Annotated in this window: 20 protein-coding genes; 11 read left to right on the top strand and 9 right to left on the bottom strand. The window is 74.6% G+C overall.

What is annotated here, in order from left to right; genetic code table 11:
- The 3 genes from H9624_RS09310 to H9624_RS09320 all read right to left on the bottom strand — a co-directional run.
- A partial coding sequence (locus tag H9624_RS09310) for an ABC transporter permease (protein ID WP_251839617.1) occupies window positions 1-659 on the bottom strand: 659 nt, incomplete at its 3' end.
- Window positions 656-1,336, bottom strand: a complete 681-nt coding sequence (locus tag H9624_RS09315; RefSeq protein ID WP_251839618.1) for an ABC transporter permease — start codon at window positions 1,334-1,336, stop codon at window positions 656-658. The genes H9624_RS09315 and H9624_RS09310, both read right to left, overlap by 4 nt.
- Window positions 1,336-2,145, bottom strand: a complete 810-nt coding sequence (locus H9624_RS09320) for an ABC transporter ATP-binding protein (RefSeq protein WP_251839619.1) — start codon at window positions 2,143-2,145, stop codon at window positions 1,336-1,338. Before H9624_RS09320 ends, H9624_RS09315 begins: the two co-directional genes overlap by 1 nt.
- Before the next feature lie 81 nt (window positions 2,146-2,226).
- Here H9624_RS09320 and H9624_RS09325 point away from each other — a divergent pair, with 81 nt between their 5' ends.
- Window positions 2,227-3,660 (top strand): dihydrolipoyl dehydrogenase family protein, encoded by a 1,434-nt coding sequence (locus H9624_RS09325; RefSeq protein ID WP_251839620.1) that lies wholly within the window; start codon window positions 2,227-2,229, stop codon window positions 3,658-3,660.
- A gap of 232 nt (window positions 3,661-3,892) precedes the next feature.
- Window positions 3,893-5,254 (top strand): alpha-amylase family protein, encoded by a 1,362-nt coding sequence (locus H9624_RS09330; protein WP_251839621.1) that lies wholly within the window; start codon window positions 3,893-3,895, stop codon window positions 5,252-5,254.
- Window positions 5,255-5,385: 131 nt separating this feature from the next.
- On the opposite strand, the gene H9624_RS09335 is transcribed toward H9624_RS09330, so the two are convergent.
- Genes H9624_RS09335 through H9624_RS09350 form a run of 4 tightly spaced genes read right to left on the bottom strand, consistent with a single transcriptional unit; the run spans window position 5,386 to window position 9,636 of the window.
- Window positions 5,386-6,675 (bottom strand): D-arabinono-1,4-lactone oxidase, encoded by a 1,290-nt coding sequence (locus H9624_RS09335; protein ID WP_251839622.1) that lies wholly within the window; start codon window positions 6,673-6,675, stop codon window positions 5,386-5,388.
- Between the two features lie 22 nt (window positions 6,676-6,697).
- Window positions 6,698-7,285 (bottom strand): methylated-DNA--[protein]-cysteine S-methyltransferase, encoded by a 588-nt coding sequence (locus H9624_RS09340; protein WP_251839623.1) that lies wholly within the window; start codon window positions 7,283-7,285, stop codon window positions 6,698-6,700.
- Entirely contained in the window at window positions 7,282-7,770 is a 489-nt protein-coding gene (locus H9624_RS09345; protein ID WP_504740251.1) for an RNA polymerase sigma factor, read from the bottom strand. The genes H9624_RS09340 and H9624_RS09345 overlap by 4 nt, the downstream gene beginning before the upstream one ends.
- 39 nt (window positions 7,771-7,809) lie before the next feature.
- Entirely contained in the window at window positions 7,810-9,636 is a 1,827-nt protein-coding gene (locus H9624_RS09350; RefSeq protein WP_251839624.1) for a dolichyl-phosphate-mannose--protein mannosyltransferase, read from the bottom strand.
- A 42-nt stretch (window positions 9,637-9,678) separates the two neighbouring features.
- On the opposite strand from H9624_RS09350, the gene rsmI reads away from it, so the two are divergent.
- Window positions 9,679-10,602 (top strand): 16S rRNA (cytidine(1402)-2'-O)-methyltransferase, encoded by a 924-nt coding sequence (gene rsmI / locus H9624_RS09355; RefSeq protein WP_251839625.1) that lies wholly within the window; start codon window positions 9,679-9,681, stop codon window positions 10,600-10,602.
- Between the two features lie 218 nt (window positions 10,603-10,820).
- On the opposite strand, the gene H9624_RS09360 is transcribed toward rsmI, so the two are convergent.
- A complete protein-coding gene (locus H9624_RS09360; protein ID WP_251839626.1) occupies window positions 10,821-11,309 on the bottom strand; it encodes a universal stress protein in 489 nt (162 codons plus the stop codon).
- Window positions 11,310-11,397: 88 nt separating this feature from the next.
- Between H9624_RS09360 and H9624_RS09365 the strand changes: the two genes are divergently transcribed.
- Window positions 11,398-11,973, top strand: coding sequence for an isochorismatase family protein (locus H9624_RS09365; protein WP_251839627.1), 576 nt, complete (start codon window positions 11,398-11,400; stop codon window positions 11,971-11,973).
- Window positions 11,974-11,984: 11 nt separating this feature from the next.
- Here H9624_RS09365 and H9624_RS16890 read toward each other — a convergent pair whose 3' ends face one another.
- On the bottom strand, window positions 11,985-12,362 hold the full coding sequence (locus H9624_RS16890; RefSeq protein ID WP_251839628.1) for a PH domain-containing protein: 378 nt from the start codon (window positions 12,360-12,362) through the stop codon (window positions 11,985-11,987).
- A gap of 180 nt (window positions 12,363-12,542) precedes the next feature.
- On the opposite strand from H9624_RS16890, the gene metG reads away from it, so the two are divergent.
- The 7 genes from metG to H9624_RS09405 all read left to right on the top strand — a co-directional run bounded on the left by metG (window position 12,543) and on the right by H9624_RS09405 (window position 21,189).
- Window positions 12,543-14,345: a methionine--tRNA ligase gene (metG, locus tag H9624_RS09375; RefSeq protein WP_251839629.1), complete on the top strand. Its 1,803-nt coding sequence runs from the start codon at window positions 12,543-12,545 to the stop codon at window positions 14,343-14,345.
- Window positions 14,342-15,256: a TatD family hydrolase gene (locus H9624_RS09380; protein ID WP_251839630.1), complete on the top strand. Its 915-nt coding sequence runs from the start codon at window positions 14,342-14,344 to the stop codon at window positions 15,254-15,256. Before metG ends, H9624_RS09380 begins: the two co-directional genes overlap by 4 nt.
- Window positions 15,257-15,478: 222 nt before the next feature.
- Window positions 15,479-16,483 carry an aggregation-promoting factor C-terminal-like domain-containing protein gene (locus H9624_RS09385; RefSeq protein WP_251839631.1) on the top strand — a complete coding sequence of 335 codons (1,005 nt, stop codon included), beginning with the start codon at window positions 15,479-15,481 and terminating at the stop codon, window positions 16,481-16,483.
- Between the two features lie 211 nt (window positions 16,484-16,694).
- Complete coding sequence (locus tag H9624_RS16895) at window positions 16,695-17,963, top strand: resuscitation-promoting factor (RefSeq protein ID WP_251839632.1); 1,269 nt, start codon at window positions 16,695-16,697, stop codon at window positions 17,961-17,963.
- Window positions 17,964-18,088: 125 nt separating this feature from the next.
- Window positions 18,089-18,985, top strand: coding sequence for a 16S rRNA (adenine(1518)-N(6)/adenine(1519)-N(6))-dimethyltransferase RsmA (rsmA, locus tag H9624_RS09395; protein ID WP_251839633.1), 897 nt, complete (start codon window positions 18,089-18,091; stop codon window positions 18,983-18,985).
- Complete coding sequence (locus tag H9624_RS09400) at window positions 18,982-19,905, top strand: 4-(cytidine 5'-diphospho)-2-C-methyl-D-erythritol kinase (protein WP_251839634.1); 924 nt, start codon at window positions 18,982-18,984, stop codon at window positions 19,903-19,905. Before rsmA ends, H9624_RS09400 begins: the two co-directional genes overlap by 4 nt.
- A gap of 117 nt (window positions 19,906-20,022) precedes the next feature.
- Window positions 20,023-21,189 (top strand): Na+/H+ antiporter NhaA, encoded by a 1,167-nt coding sequence (locus H9624_RS09405; protein ID WP_251839635.1) that lies wholly within the window; start codon window positions 20,023-20,025, stop codon window positions 21,187-21,189.
- Window positions 21,190-21,218: the final 29 nt, after the last annotated feature.

Consider the following 21,218-nt stretch of genomic DNA (forward strand, 5'->3'; position numbering starts at 1 on the left):
CCGCCCGCAACGCGCACCGCGACTCGTGCGAGAACCGCGAAGACCGCGTCGACGACGACGGCGAGGGCGACGATGGCGATCGCCCCGCCGAGCATCTCGTCGTAGCGGCGCAGCGAGATCCCGCGCTGGACGTAGATCCCCAGGCCCCCGAGCCCGACGTACGCGGCGAGCACCGCGGTGGCGACCACCTGGAGGGCCGCGCTGCGCAGCCCGCCCACGAGGAGCGGCAGCCCGAGCGGTGCCTCGACACGGGTGAGGACCTGCCACGGCGTCATGCCCATCGCCCGCGCGGACTCGGTCACCGCGCCGTCGACGTTCTCCACGCCCGCGTAGGTGCCGGCGAGCACGGAGGGCACGGCGAGGACGACGAAGACCACCGTCGCGGCGAGGACGGCGTCCCCCACCCCGACGAGCAGGGTGAGGACGGTGAGCAGGCCCAGGGAGGGCAGGGCGCGGCCCGCGCCGGCGAGCGCGACGGCGAGCTGCCGCCCGCGTCCCGTGTGGCCGACGAGGTAGCCGAGCGGGATCGCGATGACGGCCGAGACCGCGAGCGCGAGGAGCGTGTAGACGAGGTGCTCAGCGGCGCGGTCGAGGACGGTCGTGCCGGTCCACTGCTCCGGGGCCGTGAGCCAGGCCCAGGCGTCGGCGAAGAGCCTCATCCCGCGCCCCCCGCCGTGAGCTGGATCCGGCGGCCCGCCCGGGGCGGGCGGCGGTTCCACGGGAGCAGGACACGGCCGAGGAGCACGAGGAGGACGTCGAAGACGAGCGCGACGGCGACGGTCGCGAGGATCCCGGTGACGATCTCGGCGACGATCCCGCGCTGGAGGCCGTCCATGAAGAGGTACCCGAGGCTGCGCGTGCCGACGAGCACCCCGACGGTCACGAGGCTCACCGTGCTCACCGCGACGACCCGGAGCCCGGCGAGGAGCACCGGCCCGGCCAGCGGCAGGTCGACCGCCCAGAACCGGCCCCACGCGGAGTAGCCCATGGCGGTGGCCGCGGAGCGGACGGCCGGGTCGACGGCGTCCAGGGCGTCGGTGACGAAGCGGACCATGAGGGCGACGGCGTACACGGTGAGCGCGATGACGACGTTGAGCTCGGAGAGGAAGCTGATCCCGACGACCGGTGGGATGAGGACGAACAGGGCGAGGGAGGGGATCGTGTAGAGCAGGCCGACGGTGGCGAGGAGCGGGCCGCGTCCGCGTCGCCACCGCCACGCGAGCACGCCGGGCGGCAGCGCCAGGAGGAGCCCGAGGACGATCGGGACGACGCTGAGGCGGGCGTGCTGGACGGCGAGCTCGGCGACGAGCCCGGTGTTGGCGAGGAACCAGTCCATCAGCGGTCCAGCACGCCGGCGGGCCGTCCGTCGGCGTCGACGGCGAGCCGCCGCCCGTCCTGCTCGACGACGGTGAGTCGCCGTCGGCCGCGGTCGGCACCGATGAAGCTCGCGACGAAGTCCGAGGCGGGGGCCGCGAGGATCTCCGCGGGCGTGCCCTGCTGCGCGATCCGCCCGCCCTGCTCGAGGATGACGACCCGGTCCCCCAGGCGGAAGGCCTCGTCGATGTCGTGGGTGACGAAGACGACCGTCTTGGCGAGCACGCCCTGGAGGCGCAGCAGCTCGTCCTGCAGCTCGGTGCGCACGATCGGGTCGACGGCGCCGAAGGGCTCGTCCATGAGGAGGATGTTGGGGTCGGTGGCCAGCGCCCGGGCCACCCCGACGCGCTGCTGCTGCCCGCCGGAGAGCTGGCGCGGGTAGCGCTCGGCGAGGGCGCGGTCCAGGCCCACGGTGTCCATGAGCTCCAGCCCGCGCTCGCGGGCCTCACCCTTGGGCGCCCTGTTGAGCCGCAGCACGGTGATGACGTTGTCGAGGACCCGCCGGTGGGGGAGCAGCCCCGCGCTCTGCATGACGTAGCCGATGCCGCGGCGCAGCTGGACCGGGTCGCGCTCGCGGACGTCGGTGCCGTCGATCTCCACCGTCCCGGAGGTGGGCTCGACCATCCGGTTGACCATCCGCAGGACGGTCGTCTTGCCCGAGCCGGACGAGCCGACGAGCACGGTGGTCTGCCGGGCCGGGATGACGAGGTCGAGGGCGGAGACCGCCTCGGCGTCGCCGAAGCGCTTGGTCACCGCGCGGAACTCGATCATGGGACTCCTCGGACGGCTGCGGGACTGACCTGCCGAGCGTAGGGTCCCAGGACACCGTCCGACCGTCGAGAGGTGTTCGAGATGCCCGAGAGCTACGACGTCATCGTCCTCGGTGCCGGGCCGGTGGGGGAGAACGTCGCCGACCGTGCCGTCCAGGGCGGCCTCAGCGCCGTCGTCGTCGAGGACCGGCTCGTGGGCGGGGAGTGCTCCTACTGGGCCTGCATCCCGTCCAAGGCGCTGCTGCGGCCCGGCGAGGCGAGGCGCGCGGCGCTCGCCGTCGACGGGGCGCGGCAGGGCGTCACGGGCGGGCTCGACGTGTCCGCCGTGCTCGAGCGGCGGACGTCCTTCGTCAGCGGCTGGGACGACGCCGGGCAGGTGGAGTGGCTCGAGTCCGCCGGCATCGACCTCGTCCGCGGCCGCGGGCGGGTGAGCGGGACACGGCAGGTCACCGTCACCGGGCCCGACGGCGGGGAGCGCGTGCTCGTCGCGCGGCACGCCGTCGCGGTGTGCACCGGCTCCCGGCCGGTGGTCCCCGACATCCCCGGCCTTCGCGACGCTCGGCCGTGGACGAACCGCGAGGCCCTGGAGACGCAGGAGGTCCCCGAGAGCCTCCTCGTCATCGGCGGCGGCGTCGTGGCGGCCGAGCTGGCCGGCGGCTTCGCCGACCTCGGGGCCCGGGTGACGGTGCTCGTGCGCAGCACCCTGCTCTCCGGCTACGAGCCCTTCGCCGGTGAGCGCGTCGGCGCGGCGCTCGAGGAGCGCGGTGTCGACCTGCGCCTCGGTGTCTCGGCGACCTCCGTCCGGGTGGACGGGGACGAGCGCGTGGTCGAGTGCGACGACGGCAGCACCGTGCGCGTGTCGCAGGTCCTCGTCGCCACCGGGCGCGAGCCCCAGCCCGACCTCGGCCTCGAGTCCGTCGGCCTCGAGGGCGGCTGGCTGCCCGTCGACGAGACGCTGCGGGTGCTCGACGGCGAGGGCGAGCCGGTCGAGTGGCTCTACGCCGTCGGGGACGCCAACCACCGCAGCCCGCTCACCCACCAGGGCAAGTACCAGGCTCGCGCGGCCGGTGACGTCATCGCCGCGCGGGCGCACGGCCGTCCCGTCGACGACGGGCGGTGGGGGGTGCACGCCGCGACGGCGGACCACCTCGCTCCCGCGCAGGTCGTCTTCGCCGACCCGCAGGTCGCCATGGTCGGGATGACGGCCGCCGCCGCGGAGGAGGCCGGGCTCCGCGTGCGGGTGGTCGACCACGACCTCGGCGCCGTGTCGGGGGCGGCGATCCACGCCGACGGCTACACGGGGCAGGTGCGGATGGTCGTGGACGAGGAGCGGGGCGTCATCGCCGGCATGACCTTCGTGGGGGCGGAGGTGGCCGAGCTGCTGCACTCCGCGAGCATCGCCGTGGTCGGCGAGGTGCCGCTCGACCGGCTGTGGCACGCGGTGCCCGCGTTCCCGACGATGAGCGAGGTCTGGCTGCGCCTCCTCGAGTCCTACGGCCGCCCCCACCCCGCCTGACGTCCCACCCTTCCCGCGCCGAGCGCTGAGTTGTTACCCCCGCTCTTTGCGCCGAGCGCTGAGTTGTTACCCCGCTCTTGCGCCGAGCGCTGAGTTGTTACTGAGGAACAACTCAGCGCTCGGCGCCAGGAGGGGGGCGGGAGGGCGGGGAGCGGAATTTCCGCCCCGCGCCGTGCACACCGGGGCCGAGTGTGGGCAGGATCGGCGTGGGGACGACAGAAGGAGCTGAGCTGTGACCGAGCCGGACTGGGTGGAGCACGCGGTGCTGTGGCACCTGTACCCCCTGGGTTTCCTGGGTGCCGAGCCCACCCGCGCCGAGCATGCGGGGGAGGTCTCCCACCGGCTGCCGGCCCTCGTGCCGTGGCTGGACCACGCCGTCGAGCTCGGTGCCTCCGCGGTGCTCCTCGGTCCGGTCTTCGACTCCGTCACCCACGGCTACGACACCACCGACCACCTGCGCGTCGACCCGCGACTGGGTGACGAGGCCGACCTCGTCGCGCTCTTCGAGGCCGCCCACGCGCGCGGCCTGCGCGTGGTCCTCGACGGCGTCTTCAACCACGTCGGCCAGGACTTCGCGATGTTCCAGCGGGCGCTCGCGGAGGGCCCGGCCTCGCCCGCCGCGCGCTGGTTCCACCTCCGGTGGCCGGACCCCGACGCGCCCGACGGCGGCGGCACCCCCACGCACGAGGACTTCGAGGGCCACTCCGCGCTCGTCGCGCTCAACCACGCCGAGCCCGCCGTCGCCGAGTACGTCGAGCGCGTGATGACGTACTGGCTCGATCGCGGCGCGGACGGGTGGCGCCTGGACGCGGCCTACGCCGTCCCGCCGTCCTTCTGGAGGCCCGTCCTCGACCGCGTGCGCGAGCGTCACCCGCAGGCCTACGTCGTCGGGGAGGTCATCCACGGCGACTACGCGGCGATCGTCACCGAGTCGGGGATGGACGCCGTCACCCAGTACGAGCTGTGGAAGGCGGTGTGGAGCTCCCTCAACGACCGCAATGCCTGGGAGCTCGAGCACGCGCTGCGCCGCCACGCGGACTTCACCCGCGACTTCGTCCCGCAGACCTTCGTCGGCAACCACGACGTCACCCGCGTCGCCAGCCGCCTCACCGACCCGCGCCACCTCGACCACGCGCTCGCGGTCCTGTTCACCGTCCCCGGCACGCCCTCGGTCTACGCCGGGGACGAGCACGGATTCACCGGCGTCAAGGAGGACCGCGCGGGCGGCGACGACGCCGTGCGGCCGGCCTTCCCCGCCTCGCCCGTGGAGCTCAGCCCGCTCGGCCGGCCCGTCTACGAGCGCCACCAGGAGCTCGTCGGCCTGCGGCGCCGCCACCCGTGGCTGCACCGCGCCGACCTCGAGGTGCTCCACGTGTCCGACCCGCTGCTCGTCTACGTCGTCCGCGGCGGGGACGAGGCGCTCGTGGTCCTCCTCAGCACCGACGACGACGGCGTGCGCTGGGGCCTGCCCGCGGGCGTCCCGGCCGCGGGGGACGGTCCCGTCACCGTGCTCGCGGGCACCGGCACCATGGACGACGGCGGACGGACGGTCGTCCTGCCGCCGCACGGCTGGGCCGTGGTGGCCGCCGAGTAGAGCGGCCCCCGGCCCCCGCGCGCCCCCGCCGCCGCCCACCCTCTCGTCTGGGACGCACTCCCGGTCGCCTCGACGCACGTCCGGGCGCTCCCGGGAGTACCGGACGTGCGAACCAGACGCGTGAGGGCGGCTCAGCCGACCCAGGTGCGGACGAAGGCGTTGCTGAACTTGCGCTGCGGGTCGTGCAGGCGGACGACGTCGAGGAAGTCCTCGCGCCGGGGGTAGAGACCGCGCACCCGCTCGGGGTCGGCGCGGAACTCCTTGCCCCAGTGCGGGCGTCCGCCCAGCGCACCGAGCGCCTCGTCGATGACCGGCAGTGCCGCGCCCACCCGCTCGACGTCCCGCACGAGCGTGAAGTGGACCGCCACGCAGGGCTGGGCGTACATCGGGCTCATCCACGCGGTGTCGGCCGCGATCGAGCGGACCTCGCACACCTGCACGAGCCCGGCCAGCGGCTCGGCGAGCCCCGCGAGCGCCCGCAGCGCCAGCCGCGCGCTGTGCCGCGGCAGGAGGTACTCGCACTGGATCTCCGCGCCCGCGCTGGGCAGCTGGTCCGCGCGGAAGTGCGGCAGCCGGTCGCTCGCCGGGCCGGGCACGCCCTGCTGCGCCGTCGCGTTGCCCGGGTCGATGCCCGGGATCGGGTGCGCCTCCGCGGTGAGCGCGGGCCCGCCGAGCACGTCCGCGGGCGCCGGGCCCTGCGCCGTCGTCCGCTTGACCCACACGGTCTCGAACTCCTCCGTCCGCAGGGTGGTGAAGCAGCTGACCGAGTAGCCGAGGTCGCTCACCTCGTCGAAGGCGTCGGCGAGCGCCGCGAAGCCGACCGGTCCGTAGACGGTCTGGGCGACCTCGAAGGCCGGGACGGTCTCGAGCGTCACGGCGTGGACGATCCCGAGGGCGCCGAGGGAGACGGTCGCGGCGTCGAAGGCGTCGCCGTCGACCTCGCGGTCCAGGGTGCGCAGCGAGCCGTCGGCGGTGACGAGCTCGAGCCGCGTGACGGCGGCCGCGAGCACCGAGTTGCCGACACCGGAGCCGTGCGTCGCCGTCGCCACCGCGCCGGCCACCCCGATGTGCGGCAGCGAGGCGAAGTTGACGAGGGTGCGGCCACGCTCCTCGAGAAAGAGCGCGAGGTCCGCGTACCGGGTGGCCGCGGCGACGCGCACCCGGCCGGTCAGCGCGTCGAGCTCGGGCTCGGGGCCGCTCGCCTCGCCGTCGGTGAGGAGCCGCGGGTGGCGGTAGGCGAGCCGGTCGAGGCTGACGAGGAGGCCCTCGGAGTCGGCGAGGTCGTTGAAGGTGTGCCGGGTGCCGAGCACGCGCACGTGCTCGGCACCCGCGACGGCGTCGGACACCTCCGTGAGGGACGCGGGCCTCACCAGCGCGCCCGCGTAGACGTGGTTGCCTGCCCAGTTGATCGTCGTGGCCACGCCTGAGCCTCCCACGGCCGGCTCAGGCCGCACGTTCGAGCTCGAGCAGCAGCTCCTTGGCGGGCAGCCCGCCGAGGTAGCCGCCCACGCCGCCGTCGCTGCGCAGCACCCGGTGGCAGGGCACGACGATCGGCAGCGGGTTCGTCGCGCAGGCCGAGCCGACGGCGCGCACCGCCCGCGGGTTGCCGACGTGGCCGGCGACCTCGGTGTAGCTCTCGGTCTGCCCGTAGTCGATCGTCCGGAGGTACTCGAGGACGGTGCGGCGGAAGCCGCGGGAGAGCGCGAGGTCGACGTCGAGCTCGAACCGGGTCCGGGCGCGGGCGAAGTACTCCTCCAGCTGCCGGGCGGCCTCGTCGAGGAGGGCGGGGGCGTGCAGGACGCGGGGCCCCACCCGCTGGGCGAGGTCGGCGACGACCTGCTCGTGGTCCTCGAAGCCGTAGGCGACGCGGACGAGGCCGCGCGGGGTGGCGGCGAGCAGCAGCGGGCCCACGGGGGAGTCGACCGTGCGGTAGGCGACGTCCAGGACCCCCTCGCGGGCGGCGTCGTCGGCGAGGCGGGCGTGCAGGCGCTCGAGGTCGGCGGGCTCGGCGTCCGGGAACAGGGCACTCATCGGTGGTCTCCTCGGCTGGGGGCGCCGTAGCGGCGGCGCAGGGTGGTCATACCGTCGGCGGCGGCGCGGCGGGCGGCGTCGGCGGTGCCGCCGACGATCGCCGCGACCTCGGCGTAGGGCAGGCCGGCGAGGTGGTGGTAGGCCACGGCCAGGCGCTGCTTCTCGGGCAGCGCGGCGACGGCGGCCCACACCTCCGCGGCGTCCCCCGGCTCACCGCCGGGCGCCGGCCGCTCGGGCAGTGCCGGGACGGGCACCGGCCGACGCGCCCGGGCACGCAGCTGGTCGACGGCCTTGCGGTGGGCGATCGTCACGAGCCACGCCTCGAGGTTCGCCCCTGGGCCCAGGTCCGGGTAGGCGCGCAGCGCGGCGAGGAAGGTCTCCGACCACGCGTCGTCGGCGTCGTCGGGGCCGACGACGGCGCGGCACACGCGCAGCACCGTCGCGCCGTGGCGGGCCACGACGTGCTCGAAGGGCGGGTTGGTCATCATCACCCCGTAGACGCTACGGACGGGCGGAACGTGAGATCAGATCCAGGAACCGAGCCACATGCGCGCGCGCCACATGTCGTAGGACAGGGTCTGGCCGGTCCACACCGGCCAGAACCACACGAGGGCGGCGACCGCCGCGAGGCAGACGACGGCGAGCAGCACGTGCCCGAGCCGGGTGCTGCGGGCAGGCTCGGGAGCGTCGTCGTCGTCAGCCACGGCGACGGCCGTGGCGACGGGCGCGGGCGCGGTGGCGGGTCGGGTCAGCCACGAGTCGTCGGCGGGCGGCGCGGCCGGGAGGGGGCCGTCGTCGTCGTCGACGGGCACCTCGCCGGGGCGGCGGGCGGGTCCGTGGAGCGGCGGGAGCAGCCCGCCCACCCACGCGACGGCGACGACGACGGCGAGGGCGACGTACGGGGCCAGCGCGATGGCGTAGAAGGTGAAGATCGTGCGGTGGGCGTAGGCGAGCCACGGGACGTAGACGGCCGCGTAGCCGGCGAGGACCACCCAGGCGCGCCAGTCGCGGCGGGCGATCGCCATCCACAGGATCGCGACGAGCGCGAGGAGCCCGAGCCACCACACGACGGGGTTGCCGACCGAGGAGATCGCCTGGACGCAGCGGTCGGCGCCGCAGTCGCCGGGGGCGGGGCTCTCCCAGTAGAAGGAGGTGGGCCGCAGCTGGAGCAGCCACCCGGCGGGGTGGGCCTCGTAGGAGTGCTCGGAGTCGAGGCCGTTGTGGAAGTCCCAGGCGCGCAGGTGGTACTCCCACAGGGAGTTGAGCGGGTCGGGCAGCCACGAGCGCACGACGGTCCCCGTCTCGGCGATCTCGTCCGCGGCCCACGTGCGCAGGTAGGCGCCGGTGTTCGCGAACCACGACGCCCACCCGGCGACGTAGGTGAGCAGCGCGACCGGGACGAGGGCGAGGAAGGCGGGCACGCCGCCGCGGAAGACGCCCGCGCCGAACCAGAGCCGTGCCCCGACGGCGCGGCGGGCGCACAGGTCCCACACGACGACGAGGATCCCGAAGACGGCGAGCGCGTAGATCGCCGACCACTTGACCCCGCCGCCGAGCCCGAGGAGCACGCCCGCGAGGACGAGCCACCAGCGGATGCCGGTGCGCGGGCCCCACGGGTCGGACAGGCGCCCGTCCCCGCGCGCGGCGAGGTCCGCGGCCGCGGCGTGGGCGAGGCGCCGGCGGGACTGCTCCCGGTCGAGGAGCACCGCCCCGAGCGCGGCGACGACGAAGAGCCCGAGGAAGACGTCGAGCAGCCCGATGCGCGAGCCGGTGAGGTGGAGACCGTCGACGGCGAGGAGGAGCCCCGCGGCGCTGCCGAGGAGCGTGGAGCCGGTGAGCCGGCGGCCGATGCGCGCGACGATCAGCACGGTGAGCGCCCCGGCGACCGCCGCGGAGAAGCGCCAGCCCGCGCCGTTGTCCGCACCGAACAGGCGCAGCCCGATCGCGATGAGCCACTTGCCGATCTGCGGGTGGACGACGTAGTCCGGGTCCGCGGTGAGGTCGGAGAAGTCGCCCTCCCGGAAGCGGGCGTTGACGTCCTCGTTCTCCCCGTCCCACTCGCCCTCGTAGCCGAGGGTGAGCAGGGAGTAGGCCTGCTTGACGTAGTACGTCTCGTCGAACATGAGCCGTGTCGGGTGGTTGAGGTTGACCAGGCGCAGCACCGCGGCGAGGGCGGTGACGACGAGCGGGCCGAGCCAGCCCCACAGCCGGTCGGTGGGCCCGGGGCGCAGCAGGCGGGAGGCGAGGTCCGTCTCGATCTCCGCCGCGCTGCGGTGGTCCGTCCGCTCGGGCGCCGCCTCCGCGGTGGCGACCGGGCCCGGGCCGTCGGTGTCGTCATGCGGCGCTGTCACGGGGGTGAGTCTAGGTCGTGGCGGGTGGGCCACACTGGACGGATGACTGAGCCGGTCGAGGGGCCCGAGAACGACGACGCCGTGACGGACGACGACGACGCGACCTCCGCCGTCGGCGGCTCGCCCTGGCGCGGGGAGGGTGGGCAGATCGTCCTGGCCGCCACCCCGATCGGCGACGCCGGGGACGCGCCGCCACGCCTCGTGCGCGCGCTCGCCGAGGCCGACGTCGTCGCCGCCGAGGACACGCGCCGCATGCTCGCCCTGGCCAAGCGCCTGGGCGTGTGGGTGGGCGGGGAGATGCTCAGCTTCCACGAGCACAACGAGCGTGAGCGGGCCCCGCGCCTGGTGGAGGAGGCGCGCGCCGGGCGACGGGTGCTCGTCGTGTCCGACGCCGGCATGCCCTCGGTGTCCGACCCCGGCTACCGGCTCGTCGACGCCGCCGTCGCGGCGGAGGTGCCGGTGAGCGTGCTGCCCGGGCCCAGCGCCGTCCTCACGGCGCTCGCGGTCTCCGGGCTGGCGACCGACCGGTTCAGCTTCGAGGGTTTCGCCCCGCGCCGGCCGGGCGAGCGTGACCGGGTGTTCGGGGCGCTGGCGGACGAGCGCCGCACGATGGTCCTCTTCGACTCCCCGCACCGGGTGGGCGAGACGCTCGAGGCGATGGCGCGAGCGTTCGGCGCCGAGCGCCGCGCCGCCGTGTGCCGCGAGCTGACAAAGACCTTCGAGGAGGTGCGGCGCGGGACGCTCGCCGAGCTCGCCGAGTGGGCCGCCGGGGGAGTGCGGGGCGAGGTGACGGTCGTCGTGGCCGGTGCGGAGCTGCGGGAGGCACGGCTGGAGGACCACGTCGGGGACGTCGTCGCCCGGGCCGCCGCGGGCGAGCGCCTCAAGGACGCCGCCGCCGCCGTCGCCGCCGAGACCGGCCTGAGCAAGCGCGACCTCTACCAGGCCGCCCTCGACGCCCGCCAGTAACAGCTCAGCTCGCCGCACGGGGCCGGTAACAACTCAGCTCTCGCCGCGTGGGGGAGGGGGCTGCGTGGGGCGGTCACAACTCAGCTCTCGCCGCGTGGGGGAGGGGGTGCGTGGGGGCGGTAACAACTCAGCTCTCGCCGCGGGGGGGGATTGGACCGCCTCGCCGAGAGCTCACTTGTTACGCCCGAGGGACCGCACACCTGTCGCCGGCGCTGACCTCAGCGGACGATGACGACGGGGACCTTCGCCTCGCGGATGCACGACGCGGCCGTCGAGCCGACGAGCATGTCCGCGATCTTGGACCGCCCCTTGGAGCCGACGACGAGGACGTCCGCGCCGGCCGCCGCCGACACCAGGGCTCGGCCGGCCTTCGCGAACGCCGTGTACGCGTGCACGGTGACGCCGGGGTGCTCCGCGGCGGCCTTCTCGGCGCGGCCGCGGGTCTCGGCGAGCGTCGCGTCCTGCATCTCGACGATCGAGGGCGTCGTCCCGAAGGGGGCGTCGGGAGGCCGCGCCGCCGTCGGGATGCTCCACGCACGCACGACGTGCAGGTCGGTGCCGCGACGAGCCGCCTCCGCGGCGGCGTAGCGCAGGGCCTGGCCGGCGCAGGCCGAGCCGTCGTCACCCACGAGGACCCCGCCGTCGATCTCCACGGCCGTGTGGATCCCGGCCATGGTCCAGCTGTGGCGCGCGTCGTCGTCGGCCATGGCCCAACTCTACGACCGGACGGCGCGGCGGTCACGGGAATCGCGGCCGTGGAACGATGGGACCGTCCACCGCGTGTGAGGAGGCCCTATGTCCGAGCGTCGTGCCCTGCTCGTCGTCGACGTCCAGCCCACCTTCTGCGAGGGCGGTGCGCTCCCGGTGGCGGGAGGCAACGCCGTCGCCCAGGCCGTCGCCGCGTACGCCGCCGCCCACCGTGACCGGTACGCGCTCGTCGTGACGACGCAGGACTGGCACATCGACCCCGGCCGCCACTTCGCCACCCCGCCCGAGGAGCCGGACTACGTCGACACGTGGCCGCCGCACGGCGTGGCCGGGACGGCGGAGGCCGAGCTCCACCCGGCGCTCGCGGACCTCGCCCCGGACGCCTCGGTGAAGAAGGGCCAGTACGCCGCCGCGTACTCGGGCTTCGAGGGCACCGACGGTGAGGGGCGCACCCTCGCCCAGCTGCTCGACGGCGTGGACGCGGTCGACGTCGTCGGGCTCGCCGAGTCCCACTGCGTCAAGGAGACGGCGCTCGACGCCGTGCGGGCGGGCATGTCCGCGCGGGTGCTCAGCGACCTCACCGCGCCCGTCACCGCGGAGCAGGGGGAGCTCGCCCGGGCGCAGCTGCGCGAGGCGGGTGTGGAGATCACGCCCTCGCGCTGACGGGCCGCCGGCTACCCCATGCCCGTCGCCCGCAGCTGCTCGAGCTGGGACACGGCGTCGGCCCCGACACTGGGGAGCGTCCGCGTGGCGCCGTCGGTCAGGTGGATCTCGACCTTCGGGTCCTCCCACTGGCTCCGCACCGCCCGGACGTCCTCGACGGCGGCCCACGGGACGCGCCGGGTCCTGAGCCCGTCGCACACCTCGACGCCGTCGGTATCGGCGACCGTCCCCGCACGGCCGGTGACGACCATCCCGAGGGAGCTGAGCACGAGGAGAGCCCACACGACGCGGGTGGCGCCGTCGATGTCGAAGGTGAAGCTCACCGCGAAGAGCACGAGCATGACGACGAGGAAGGCCTGCCGGGCGCGGCGCTGTCTCGGGCTGAACACCCGCCACTCGACCCGCCCGTCCACTGCGACCTCCCCCGTCAGCAACGACGCGCCCATCGTCGTGCACGACCGGTTCCTGCCGCTAGTGCCGTCCGGGAACCCGTCAGCCGTCGGCGGTGGGGAACGGGACCGCGCCGGCGGGGTGCGGGGACGCGCGAGGCGGGCAACTAGGCTGGGCCCATGACGAGCATCCTCTCGGCGGTGGCCTGGCCCTACGCCAGCGGCCCCCGTCACATCGGGCACGTGGCCGGCTTCGGCGTTCCCTCCGACGTCTTCAGTCGCTACATGCGCATGGCGGGCCACGACGTCCTCATGGTGTCCGGCACCGACGAGCACGGCACCCCGATCCTCGTCGCGGCCGACGCCGCAGGCGTCTCCGCCCGGGAGCTCGCCGACCGCAACAACCGCCTCATCGTCGAGGACCTCGTCGCGCTCGGCCTGTCCTACGACCTGTTCACCCGCACGACGACGCGCAACCACTACGCCGTCGTCCAGGAGATGTTCCGCGCCGTCCACGAGAACGGCTACATGGTCGAGCAGACCACCCAGAGCGCGATCTCCCCGTCCACCGGCCGCACCCTGCCCGACCGCTACATCGAGGGCACCTGCCCCATCTGCGGCTACACCGGCGCCCGCGGCGACCAGTGCGACAACTGCGGCAACCAGCTCGACCCCACCGACCTCATCGACCCGCGCTCGCGGATCAACGGCGAGACGCCGCAGTTCGTCCAGACCCAGCACTTCTTCCTCGACCTGCCCGCGCTGGCCGAGGCGCTGGGGGAGTGGCTCGACGGGCGCGAGGCCTCGGGCACGTGGCGTCCCAACGTCATCCGCTTCTCCAAGAACATCCTCGCCGAGATCCGTCCGCGCGCGATGACCCGCGACATCGACTGGGGCATCCCGGTGCCGCTGGACGGCTGGCGCGACCAGCCCACCAAGCGGCTGTACGTGTGGTTCGACGCCGTCATCGGCTACCTGTCCGCCTCGGTCGAGTGGGCCCGCCGCAGCGGTGACCCGGACGCGTGGCGCCGCTGGTGGAACGACCCCGAGGCGCTGTCCTACTACTTCATGGGCAAGGACAACATCGTCTTCCACTCCCAGATCTGGCCCGCCGAGCTCCTCGCCCACAACGGCGAGGGCCAGCGCGGCGGCGAGCCCGGGGAGTACGGCGTCCTCAACCTGCCCACCGAGGTCGTCTCGAGCGAGTTCCTCACGATGGAGGGCAAGAAGTTCTCCTCCTCGCGCGGCGTCGTCATCTTCGTGCGCGACGTCCTCGAGCGCTACCAGCCCGACGCGCTGCGCTACTTCATCTCCGTCGCCGGGCCGGAGAACCAGGACAGCGACTTCACCTGGGCGGAGTTCGTGCGCCGCACCAACGGTGAGCTCGTCGCCGGCTGGGGCAACCTCGTCAACCGCACGGCCTCGATGATCCACAAGAACATCGGCCAGGTGCCGCCCGCCGGTGAGCTCACCGAGCCGGACCGCGCCCTGCTCGACCAGGTCGAGGCCGGCTTCGCCACGGTCGGGGACCTCATCTCCCGCCACCGCCAGCGCGCCGCGATCTCCGAGGTCATGCGCCTGGTGGGCGAGGCGAACAAGTACATCACCGACATGGAGCCCTACAAGCTCAAGGACGAGTCCCAGCAGGAGCGCCGGGCCACCATCCTCCACGTCGCCGCGCAGGCGGTGAGCGACCTCAACGTCATGCTCAGCCCCTTCCTCCCGCACAGCGCCAACACCGTCGACGCCGTCATCGGCGGCACCGGTGACGTCGCCCCGCTCCCGCGGATCGAGGAGGTCGAGGACCTCGACGGCGGGCCGGGCTACCCCGTCATCACCGGTGACTACACCGGCGTCCCCGCCTGGGGCCGGCGCCCTGTCCAGGTGGGCGCACCGGTCGCCAAGCCGGTGCCCGTCTTCACCAAGCTCGACGACTCGGTCGTCGAGGAGGAGCTCGCCCGCCTCGGCGTCGACGCGCAGTGAGCCCGCGCGAGCGCGGCTGGCCGCCGCTGCCCGAGGCGCTGCCCGCCGCCGTCGTCGACAACCACACCCACCTTCCCGTGGGAGCCGAGGAGGACCCGGGCGTGCGCGAGGGCAGCGCGCCGCTGACCCTCGCCGAGCAGCTCGAGCGGGCCGCGTCCGTGGGCGTCACCCGGATGGTCCAGGTGGGCTGCGACCTCGACACCCTCGCCGGCAGCGTCGCGCTCGCCGAGGAGCACCCCGAGGTGGTCGCCGCGCTCGCCATCCACCCCAACGAGGCGCCGCTCCACGCCGGCATCCGTGAGGTGGCCCCCGACGGTCTGGACCCCGCCGTCGCGCCCCGGCACGAGACGTCCCTGGACGACGCCGTCGCCCGGGTCGCCGAGCTCGCCCGCCACGAGCGGGTGCGGGCCATCGGGGAGACCGGTCTCGACTTCTTCCGCGGCGGCGAGCAGGCCCGGCAGGTGCAGCGGACCGCCTTCCGCCAGCACGTCGCCCTCGCCAAGGAGCTCGGTCTGGCGCTGCAGATCCACGACCGTGAGGCGCACGAGGACGTCGTCGAGATCCTTCTCGCCGACGGAGCCCCCGAGCGGACCGTCTTCCACTGCTTCTCCGGTGACGTCGGCCTGGCCCGCGCGTGCGCCGAGCACGGCTGGTACGTGTCGGTCGCCGGGCCGGTGACCTTCAAGGCCAACGACACCCTGCGGGCCGCCGTGCGCGAGGTGCCCCTCGAGCTGCTCCTCGTGGAGACCGACGCGCCCTACCTCACCCCGGCCCCCTACCGGGGTCGCCCGAACGCCCCCTACGTCCTGCCGCTCACCGTGCGGCGCCTGGCGGAGGAGACCGGCACCGACCTCGCGGAGATGTGCCACCGGCTCACGGCGAACACCGAGGCGGTCTACGGCACCTGGTAGTCGACCCCTTCAGTCACTCCAGTCACACCAGTCACAGGGGTATCTTTCCGCACAGCATGCGGATCCGCCGGCCTTTCCCATCAGGTCACGAATCGGTTACGGTCTACCGCAGGTCAGTCACCACCCGGTCCGTCCCGACGAGCCGGGTGCCCTCCCTCCAGACAGGACCATGCTGTGTCAGATGCCGTCAGGCGCGCGCGCCACCGCGAGGTGGCGACGCCCGTGAACCACGTCCGCACCGTCGCCCGGCGCGGTCTGCACGCCGCCGTCCTCGCCGTCATCGCCGGAGGCACCGTCGCCTTCGCCGGCACCACCGCGCCCGACGCCGGCGCCACCGACCCCGTCGTCATGGCCGGCGCCGCCGTCGAGCCCGTGTCGGTCGACCGGGCCGTCGCCGGCCTCGCCGCCTCGCGCTTCGAGGCCCGCACCCCGCTCGAGGGTGTGGCCGTGGAGCTCGTCATCGACGGCGAGGCGCAGCAGCTGACGACGCAGGCCGCGACCGTCGCCGAGCTCCTCACCAGCGCGGGCGTCCTCGTCGACCAGGACGACGTCGTCTCCGCGCCCCTGGCCACGCCCGTCTCCGCCGGCCTGACGGTGGAGGTGACGACGGTCGACGTCGTCGACGAGCACGTCACCGACACCGACAAGCACGAGACCGTCGAGGAGGAGGACGACTCCCTCCCGCGCGGCGAGCGCGAGGTCGTCACCGAGGGGGTCGACGGCGTCACCGCCACGACCTACCGCATCACCACGACCGGCGGTGAGGAGACGGGCCGCGAGGTCGTCGCCCGCGCCGTCGTCTCCGAGCGTGTCGACGAGGTCGTCCGGGTCGGCACCGCCGAGCCGGAGCCGGAGCCCGAGCCCGCCGTGCCGTCCTCGAGCGGCTCCTCCTCCGCCTCGGTGCCGCCCGCGGCCGCGCCGACCGGCGGCAGCCCCAAGGCGATCGCCGCCGAGATGGTCGCCGCACGCGGCTGGGGCACCGACCAGTACAGCTGCCTCGAGACGCTGTGGCAGCGTGAGTCGGGCTGGAACCACACCGCCGAGAACCCCAGCTCCGGCGCCTACGGCATCCCGCAGTCGCTGCCCGGCTCGAAGATGGCCTCGGCCGGCTCCGACTGGCGCACCAACCCCGCCACCCAGATCACCTGGGGCCTGGGCTACATCAGCGGCCGGTACGGCACCCCGTGCGGCGCCCTGGGCCACAGCAACTCCCACGGCTGGTACTGAGCCGCGGGTTAGCACGTGGTGAGTGACCTCACGTAGACCGCCACGTCACGATTCGATTACAGTCGCCTGCGGACCATCACGGTCCCGTGTTGCCGACAGGTGATGCATACAGCCGGATCAGACCCCTCCCGCGGCGCTCGAGCCGTGTCGGGCAGGCCGCCCCCGGGCGACCGGCCTCGTCTGTGCCGGGACGCGCAACCCTAGGAAGTCCGTGCTCTCTCACGACACGTCCGACCAGACCCCCTCCACCCCCGCCGACGCCGCCCCCCGGCGTCGCCGCCTCCGCGCCGTGATCGCCACGGTCGGTGCCGCCGCCCTCGTGACCGGTGGCGGCGTGGCCGTCGCCGCGGCCCACAAGACGATTGAGCTCGACGTCGACGGCGTCGAGCAGACGGTGTCCACCTTTGCCGGCTCGGTCGAGGGACTCCTCGACGAGCACGACGTCGCCGTCGGTGAGCACGACGCCGTCGGCCCGGAGCTCGACGCGACGCTCGACGACGGCATGCTGGTCGTCGTCCGCAGCGCCCGGCAGATCCGGGTGGACGTCGACGGTGAGCAGCGGGCCATGTGGACCACCGCCGAGACCACCGGCGAGGCGATCCAGTCCTTCGGCGAGGCCGGCCGGCAGATCACCGTCGCCGCCTCCCGCTCCCGCGACGGCGGCCGCGAGGCGCTCGACATGCCGCTCGTCGACGGTGCCCCGGTCGAGGTCGTCGCCGACGGCGAGACCCTCACCGTGACCCCCGAGGGGGAGGCGCACCTCGACGACGTCCTCGCGCTCGCGGGCGTGACGGTCGGCAAGCTCGACGGCGTCGTCGTCGGGACCGGTGAGGGCGGCGTCGTCCAGGTCACCGTCACCCGCGGCAGCCACGCGCTCGAGACCGACGCGCAGACCGTGCCCTTCGAGACCACCGAGCGCGAGGACGACTCGCTCTACGTCGGTGAGCGCCGGGTCGTGCAGGAGGGCGCCGAGGGGCGCCGCGTGCGTGCCAGCCTCGCCGTCCAGGTGAACGGTGAGGAGCGCGTCTCCGAGGCCAGCAACTACGTCACCGTCGTCCAGCCCGTCGACGAGGTCGTCGCCGTCGGCACCAAGGAGCGCCCGGTCGCCCCGGCGCCCGCCGCTCCCTCCCGCAGCTCGAGCAGCGGCAGCAGCAGCTCCGGCGGCTCCAGCTCCGGCGGCTCCAGCAGCAGCAGCGGCTCGAGCAGCTCCGACGAGTCCGGCTCCGGCGGCGCGCCGTCCAGCGGCGTGTGGGCCTCGCTGGCCCAGTGCGAGTCCGGCGGCAACCCGTCCATCGTGAGCAGCAACGGGCTCTACCACGGCCTCTACCAGTTCTCGGTGGGGACCTGGCAGGCCGTCGGCGGCTCCGGGCTGCCCTCGGAGGCCTCCCCGGCCGAGCAGACCAAGCGCGCGCAGATGCTCCAGGCCCGCTCGGGCTGGGGCCAGTGGCCCGCCTGCTCCGCCAAGCTCGGCCTGCGCTGACACCAGCACCACTCCCTCGCGCCGACAGCACGGCCCCTGCCCGCCCGCAGGAGCGCCGAGCTGTCGGCGCGAGGTCGTTCCCGCCTGCGGCGGCGGCCTCGCCCGCGCCCGATAGGCTCGACGCCGTGAGCCACGACCCCGCCCCCACGCCGGCCGACCCCCTGCTCGGGCCCGCCGACGTCCGCGCCCTGTCCGGCGCCCTCGGGATCCGGCCCACCAAGACCCTGGGCCAGAACTTCGTCATCGACCCCGGCACGGTCCGCAAGATCGTGCGCACCGCCGGGATCACGGCCGAGGACGTCGTCGTCGAGGTCGGCCCCGGGCTCGGCTCCCTCACCCTCGCCCTCCTCGAGACGGGGGCCCGCGTCGTCGCGATCGAGATCGACCCGGTGCTCGCCGAGGCCCTGCCCGTCACGGTGGCCGCCCGGCTGCCCGAGGCGGCCGACCGGCTGCTCGTCGTGCGGTCCGACGCCATGGACGTCACCGAGCTGCCCGCCTTCCCCGGTGAGGGCCCCGCTCAGCCCGGCGCCCTCGTGGCCAACCTGCCGTACAACGTCGCCGTCCCGGTCCTGCTCACCCTGCTCGAGCGGCTGCCCAGCCTGCGCACGGGGCTCGTCATGGTGCAGGCCGAGGTCGCCGACCGGCTGGCCGCGCCCCCCGGCTCGCGCACGTACGGCGTCCCCTCGGCCAAGGCCGCCTGGTACGCCCGCGCGCAGCGCTCGGCGACGATCGGGCGCACCGTCTTCTGGCCGGTTCCCAACGTCGACTCCGCGCTCGTCCGCATCGAGCGGCGCGACCCGCCGTCGAGCACGGCGAGCCGCGAGGAGGTCTTCGCCGTCGTCGACGCCGCCTTCAGCCAGCGCCGCAAGACGCTGCGCTCGGCCCTCGCGGCCTGGGCCGGGTCCGCCGAGCGCGCCGCGGCCGCCGTCACCGCCGCCGGGCTGGACCCGACGCTGCGCGGGGAGCGCCTCGGCATCACCGACTTCGCCCGCATCGCCGAGCACCGGGGACCGGACGCATGAACCACCCGCCCGGCGCCGTCTGCGTGCGCGCCCCCGGGAAGATCAACCTCGCCCTGCGGGTCGGTCCCCCGGACGAGGACGGCTACCACCCCCTGGCCACCGTCTTCCAGGCCGTCAGCCTCCACGAGGACGTCATCGCCTCGCCGGCCGACTCGCTGAGCCTCACGGTCGAGGGCCGCGACGCCGACCGCGTCCCGACCGACGGCTCCAACCTCGCGCTGCGTGCGGCCCGGCTGCTCCAGGAGCACACGGGCATCACCGCCGGCGCCCACCTCCACATCGTCAAGCAGGTGCCCGTGGCCGGCGGCATGGGCGGCGGCTCGGCCGACGCCGCCGCCGCGCTCCTCGCCTGCGACCAGCTGTGGGACGCCGGGCTGGACCGGGGGCAGCTCGTCGAGCTCGCCCGCCGGCTCGGCGCCGACGTGCCCTTCGCGCTCACCGGCCTCACCGCGATCGGCTCCGGCCGCGGCGACGTCCTCACCTCCGCCATGGTCGGCGGCAGCTACCACTGGGTGCTCGCCGTCCAGGACGAGGGGCTGTCCACCCCCGAGGTCTTCGCGGCCTTCGACGACGACGGCGGCACCCACGCGCCACCGCCCCACCTGGACGACGCGCTGCTCGTGGCGCTGCGGGGCGGGGACCCGCTCGAGCTCGCCCGCCACCTCACCAACGACCTCGAGGAGGTCGCCCTCGACCTGCGCCCCGAGCTCGGTGACGTCATCGCCGCGGCCGACCGCGCCGGCGCGCTGGCCGCGGTCCTGTCCGGGTCGGGCCCCACGGTCGCTGCGCTGGCCATCGACGAGCGGCACGCCCGCTCGGTGGCCGCCGTGGTCCAGGAGGCCGAGGTGGCCCGCGAGGTCCTCGTCGTCACCGGCCCCGTCCCCGGCGCCCGCGTCCTCGAGCAGGTGTCCGGCACCTAGACCTCGCGCGACGGGCGGACCGGTCCCGGGTAGGGTGGTCCGCGGCGTGCCGGGAAGTCTGGTCGGCGGGCGGTCGGTGGACCGCTCCTCACTTGCCCGACCTCACGACAGGACCTCATGCCCTCCGTCACCGCTGCCCTCCGTTCGCCCCGCGCCGGAGCGCTTCTCCTGCTGATCGCGGCCGTCCTCGGACTGCTCGCCGCCAACTCCCCCCTCGGTCCCTCGCTCAGCGAGCTCCAGGACACCTACGTCTCCGTGCCCGGCACCGCCATCAGCCTGAGCGTCGGCCACTGGATCAGCGACGGTCTGCTCGCCGTCTTCTTCTTCGTCGTCGCCATCGAGCTGCGCCACGAGCTCACCGCCGGTGAGCTCAACAGCCCGTCCAAGGCCATGCGGCCGGCCATCGCCGCGATCGGCGGCGTGGTCGTCCCGATCGCCGTCTTCCTGCTCGTCGCCGCCGGCTCGGGCCTCGAGGACGGCTGGCCCATCCCCACGGCCACCGACATCGCCTTCGCGCTCGGCATCCTCGCCGTCTTCGGCCGCGGGCTGCCCACCCGGCTGCGGGTCTTCCTCCTCGCCCTCGCGATCCTCGACGACATCATCGCGATCCTCATCATCGCCGTGTTCTTCACCACCGACCCGAGCCTCGGCCTCATCGCCGCGGCGGCGGCCGGCACGGTCGTCTTCGCGGTCCTCAGCCGGCGGCTCGGCGGCCGGGGACACGGCGTCGTCGTCCTCCTCATGGTCGTCGTCGCCCTCGTCACCTGGGGCCTCGTCGTCCTGTCCGGGGTGCACGCGACGATCGCCGGCGTGGCCCTCGGCCTCGTCATGGCGGCCCGCCCCGCCGACCGGACCCGGCACGCCCTCGAGCCCTTCTCCAACGGCGTCGTCCTGCCGGTCTTCGCCTTCTCGGCCGCGCTCGTCGTCATCCCCTCCGTCCCGCTCAGCGCGCTGTCCCCGGCGTTCTGGGGCATCGTCCTCGCGCTGCCGGTCGGCAAGATCGTCGGGATCATGCTCGGCGGCTGGCTGGGTGCCCGGTTCGTCCGGGCGGGCGGCACCACCCTCGGCGGGCAGGAGCTGCTGGCGGCGGGAGCCCTCGGTGGCATCGGCTTCACCGTCTCGCTCCTCATGAACGAGCTCGCCTACGCCGACGAGCCGGCGGTCGCGGACGAGGGCACCCTCGCGGTGCTCGTCGGCTCGGGCATCTCGATGGTCATCGCCGCCGTCGTCGTCAGCCGCCTCGCCCGTAGCTACCGGAAGCGCGAGGCGCTCACCGGGGCCTGAGGCGGAGAGGCCGCAGCGGGCACCTACCC

Origin of the sequence: Oceanitalea stevensii, from assembly GCF_014837105.1 — a bacterium.
GTDB lineage: Bacteria > Actinomycetota > Actinomycetes > Actinomycetales > Actinomycetaceae > Oceanitalea > Oceanitalea stevensii.

Bases quoted from the DNA above. Each gene is read 5' to 3' on its own strand.
- H9624_RS09315 (WP_251839618.1), bottom strand. From the start codon at position 1,336: ATGGACTGGTTCCTCGCCAACACCGGGCTCGTCGCCGAGCTCGCCGTC.
- H9624_RS09320 (WP_251839619.1), bottom strand. From the start codon at position 2,145: ATGATCGAGTTCCGCGCGGTGACCAAGCGCTTCGGCGACGCCGAGGCG.
- H9624_RS09325 (WP_251839620.1), top strand. From the start codon at position 2,227: ATGCCCGAGAGCTACGACGTCATCGTCCTCGGTGCCGGGCCGGTGGGG.
- H9624_RS09340 (WP_251839623.1), bottom strand. From the start codon at position 7,285: ATGAGTGCCCTGTTCCCGGACGCCGAGCCCGCCGACCTCGAGCGCCTG.
- H9624_RS09345 (WP_504740251.1), bottom strand. From the start codon at position 7,770: ATGACCAACCCGCCCTTCGAGCACGTCGTGGCCCGCCACGGCGCGACG.
- rsmI (WP_251839625.1), top strand. From the start codon at position 9,679: ATGACTGAGCCGGTCGAGGGGCCCGAGAACGACGACGCCGTGACGGAC.
- H9624_RS09360 (WP_251839626.1), bottom strand. From the start codon at position 11,309: ATGGCCGACGACGACGCGCGCCACAGCTGGACCATGGCCGGGATCCAC.
- H9624_RS09365 (WP_251839627.1), top strand. From the start codon at position 11,398: ATGTCCGAGCGTCGTGCCCTGCTCGTCGTCGACGTCCAGCCCACCTTC.
- metG (WP_251839629.1), top strand. From the start codon at position 12,543: ATGACGAGCATCCTCTCGGCGGTGGCCTGGCCCTACGCCAGCGGCCCC.
- H9624_RS09400 (WP_251839634.1), top strand. From the start codon at position 18,982: ATGAACCACCCGCCCGGCGCCGTCTGCGTGCGCGCCCCCGGGAAGATC.
- H9624_RS09405 (WP_251839635.1), top strand. From the start codon at position 20,023: ATGCCCTCCGTCACCGCTGCCCTCCGTTCGCCCCGCGCCGGAGCGCTT.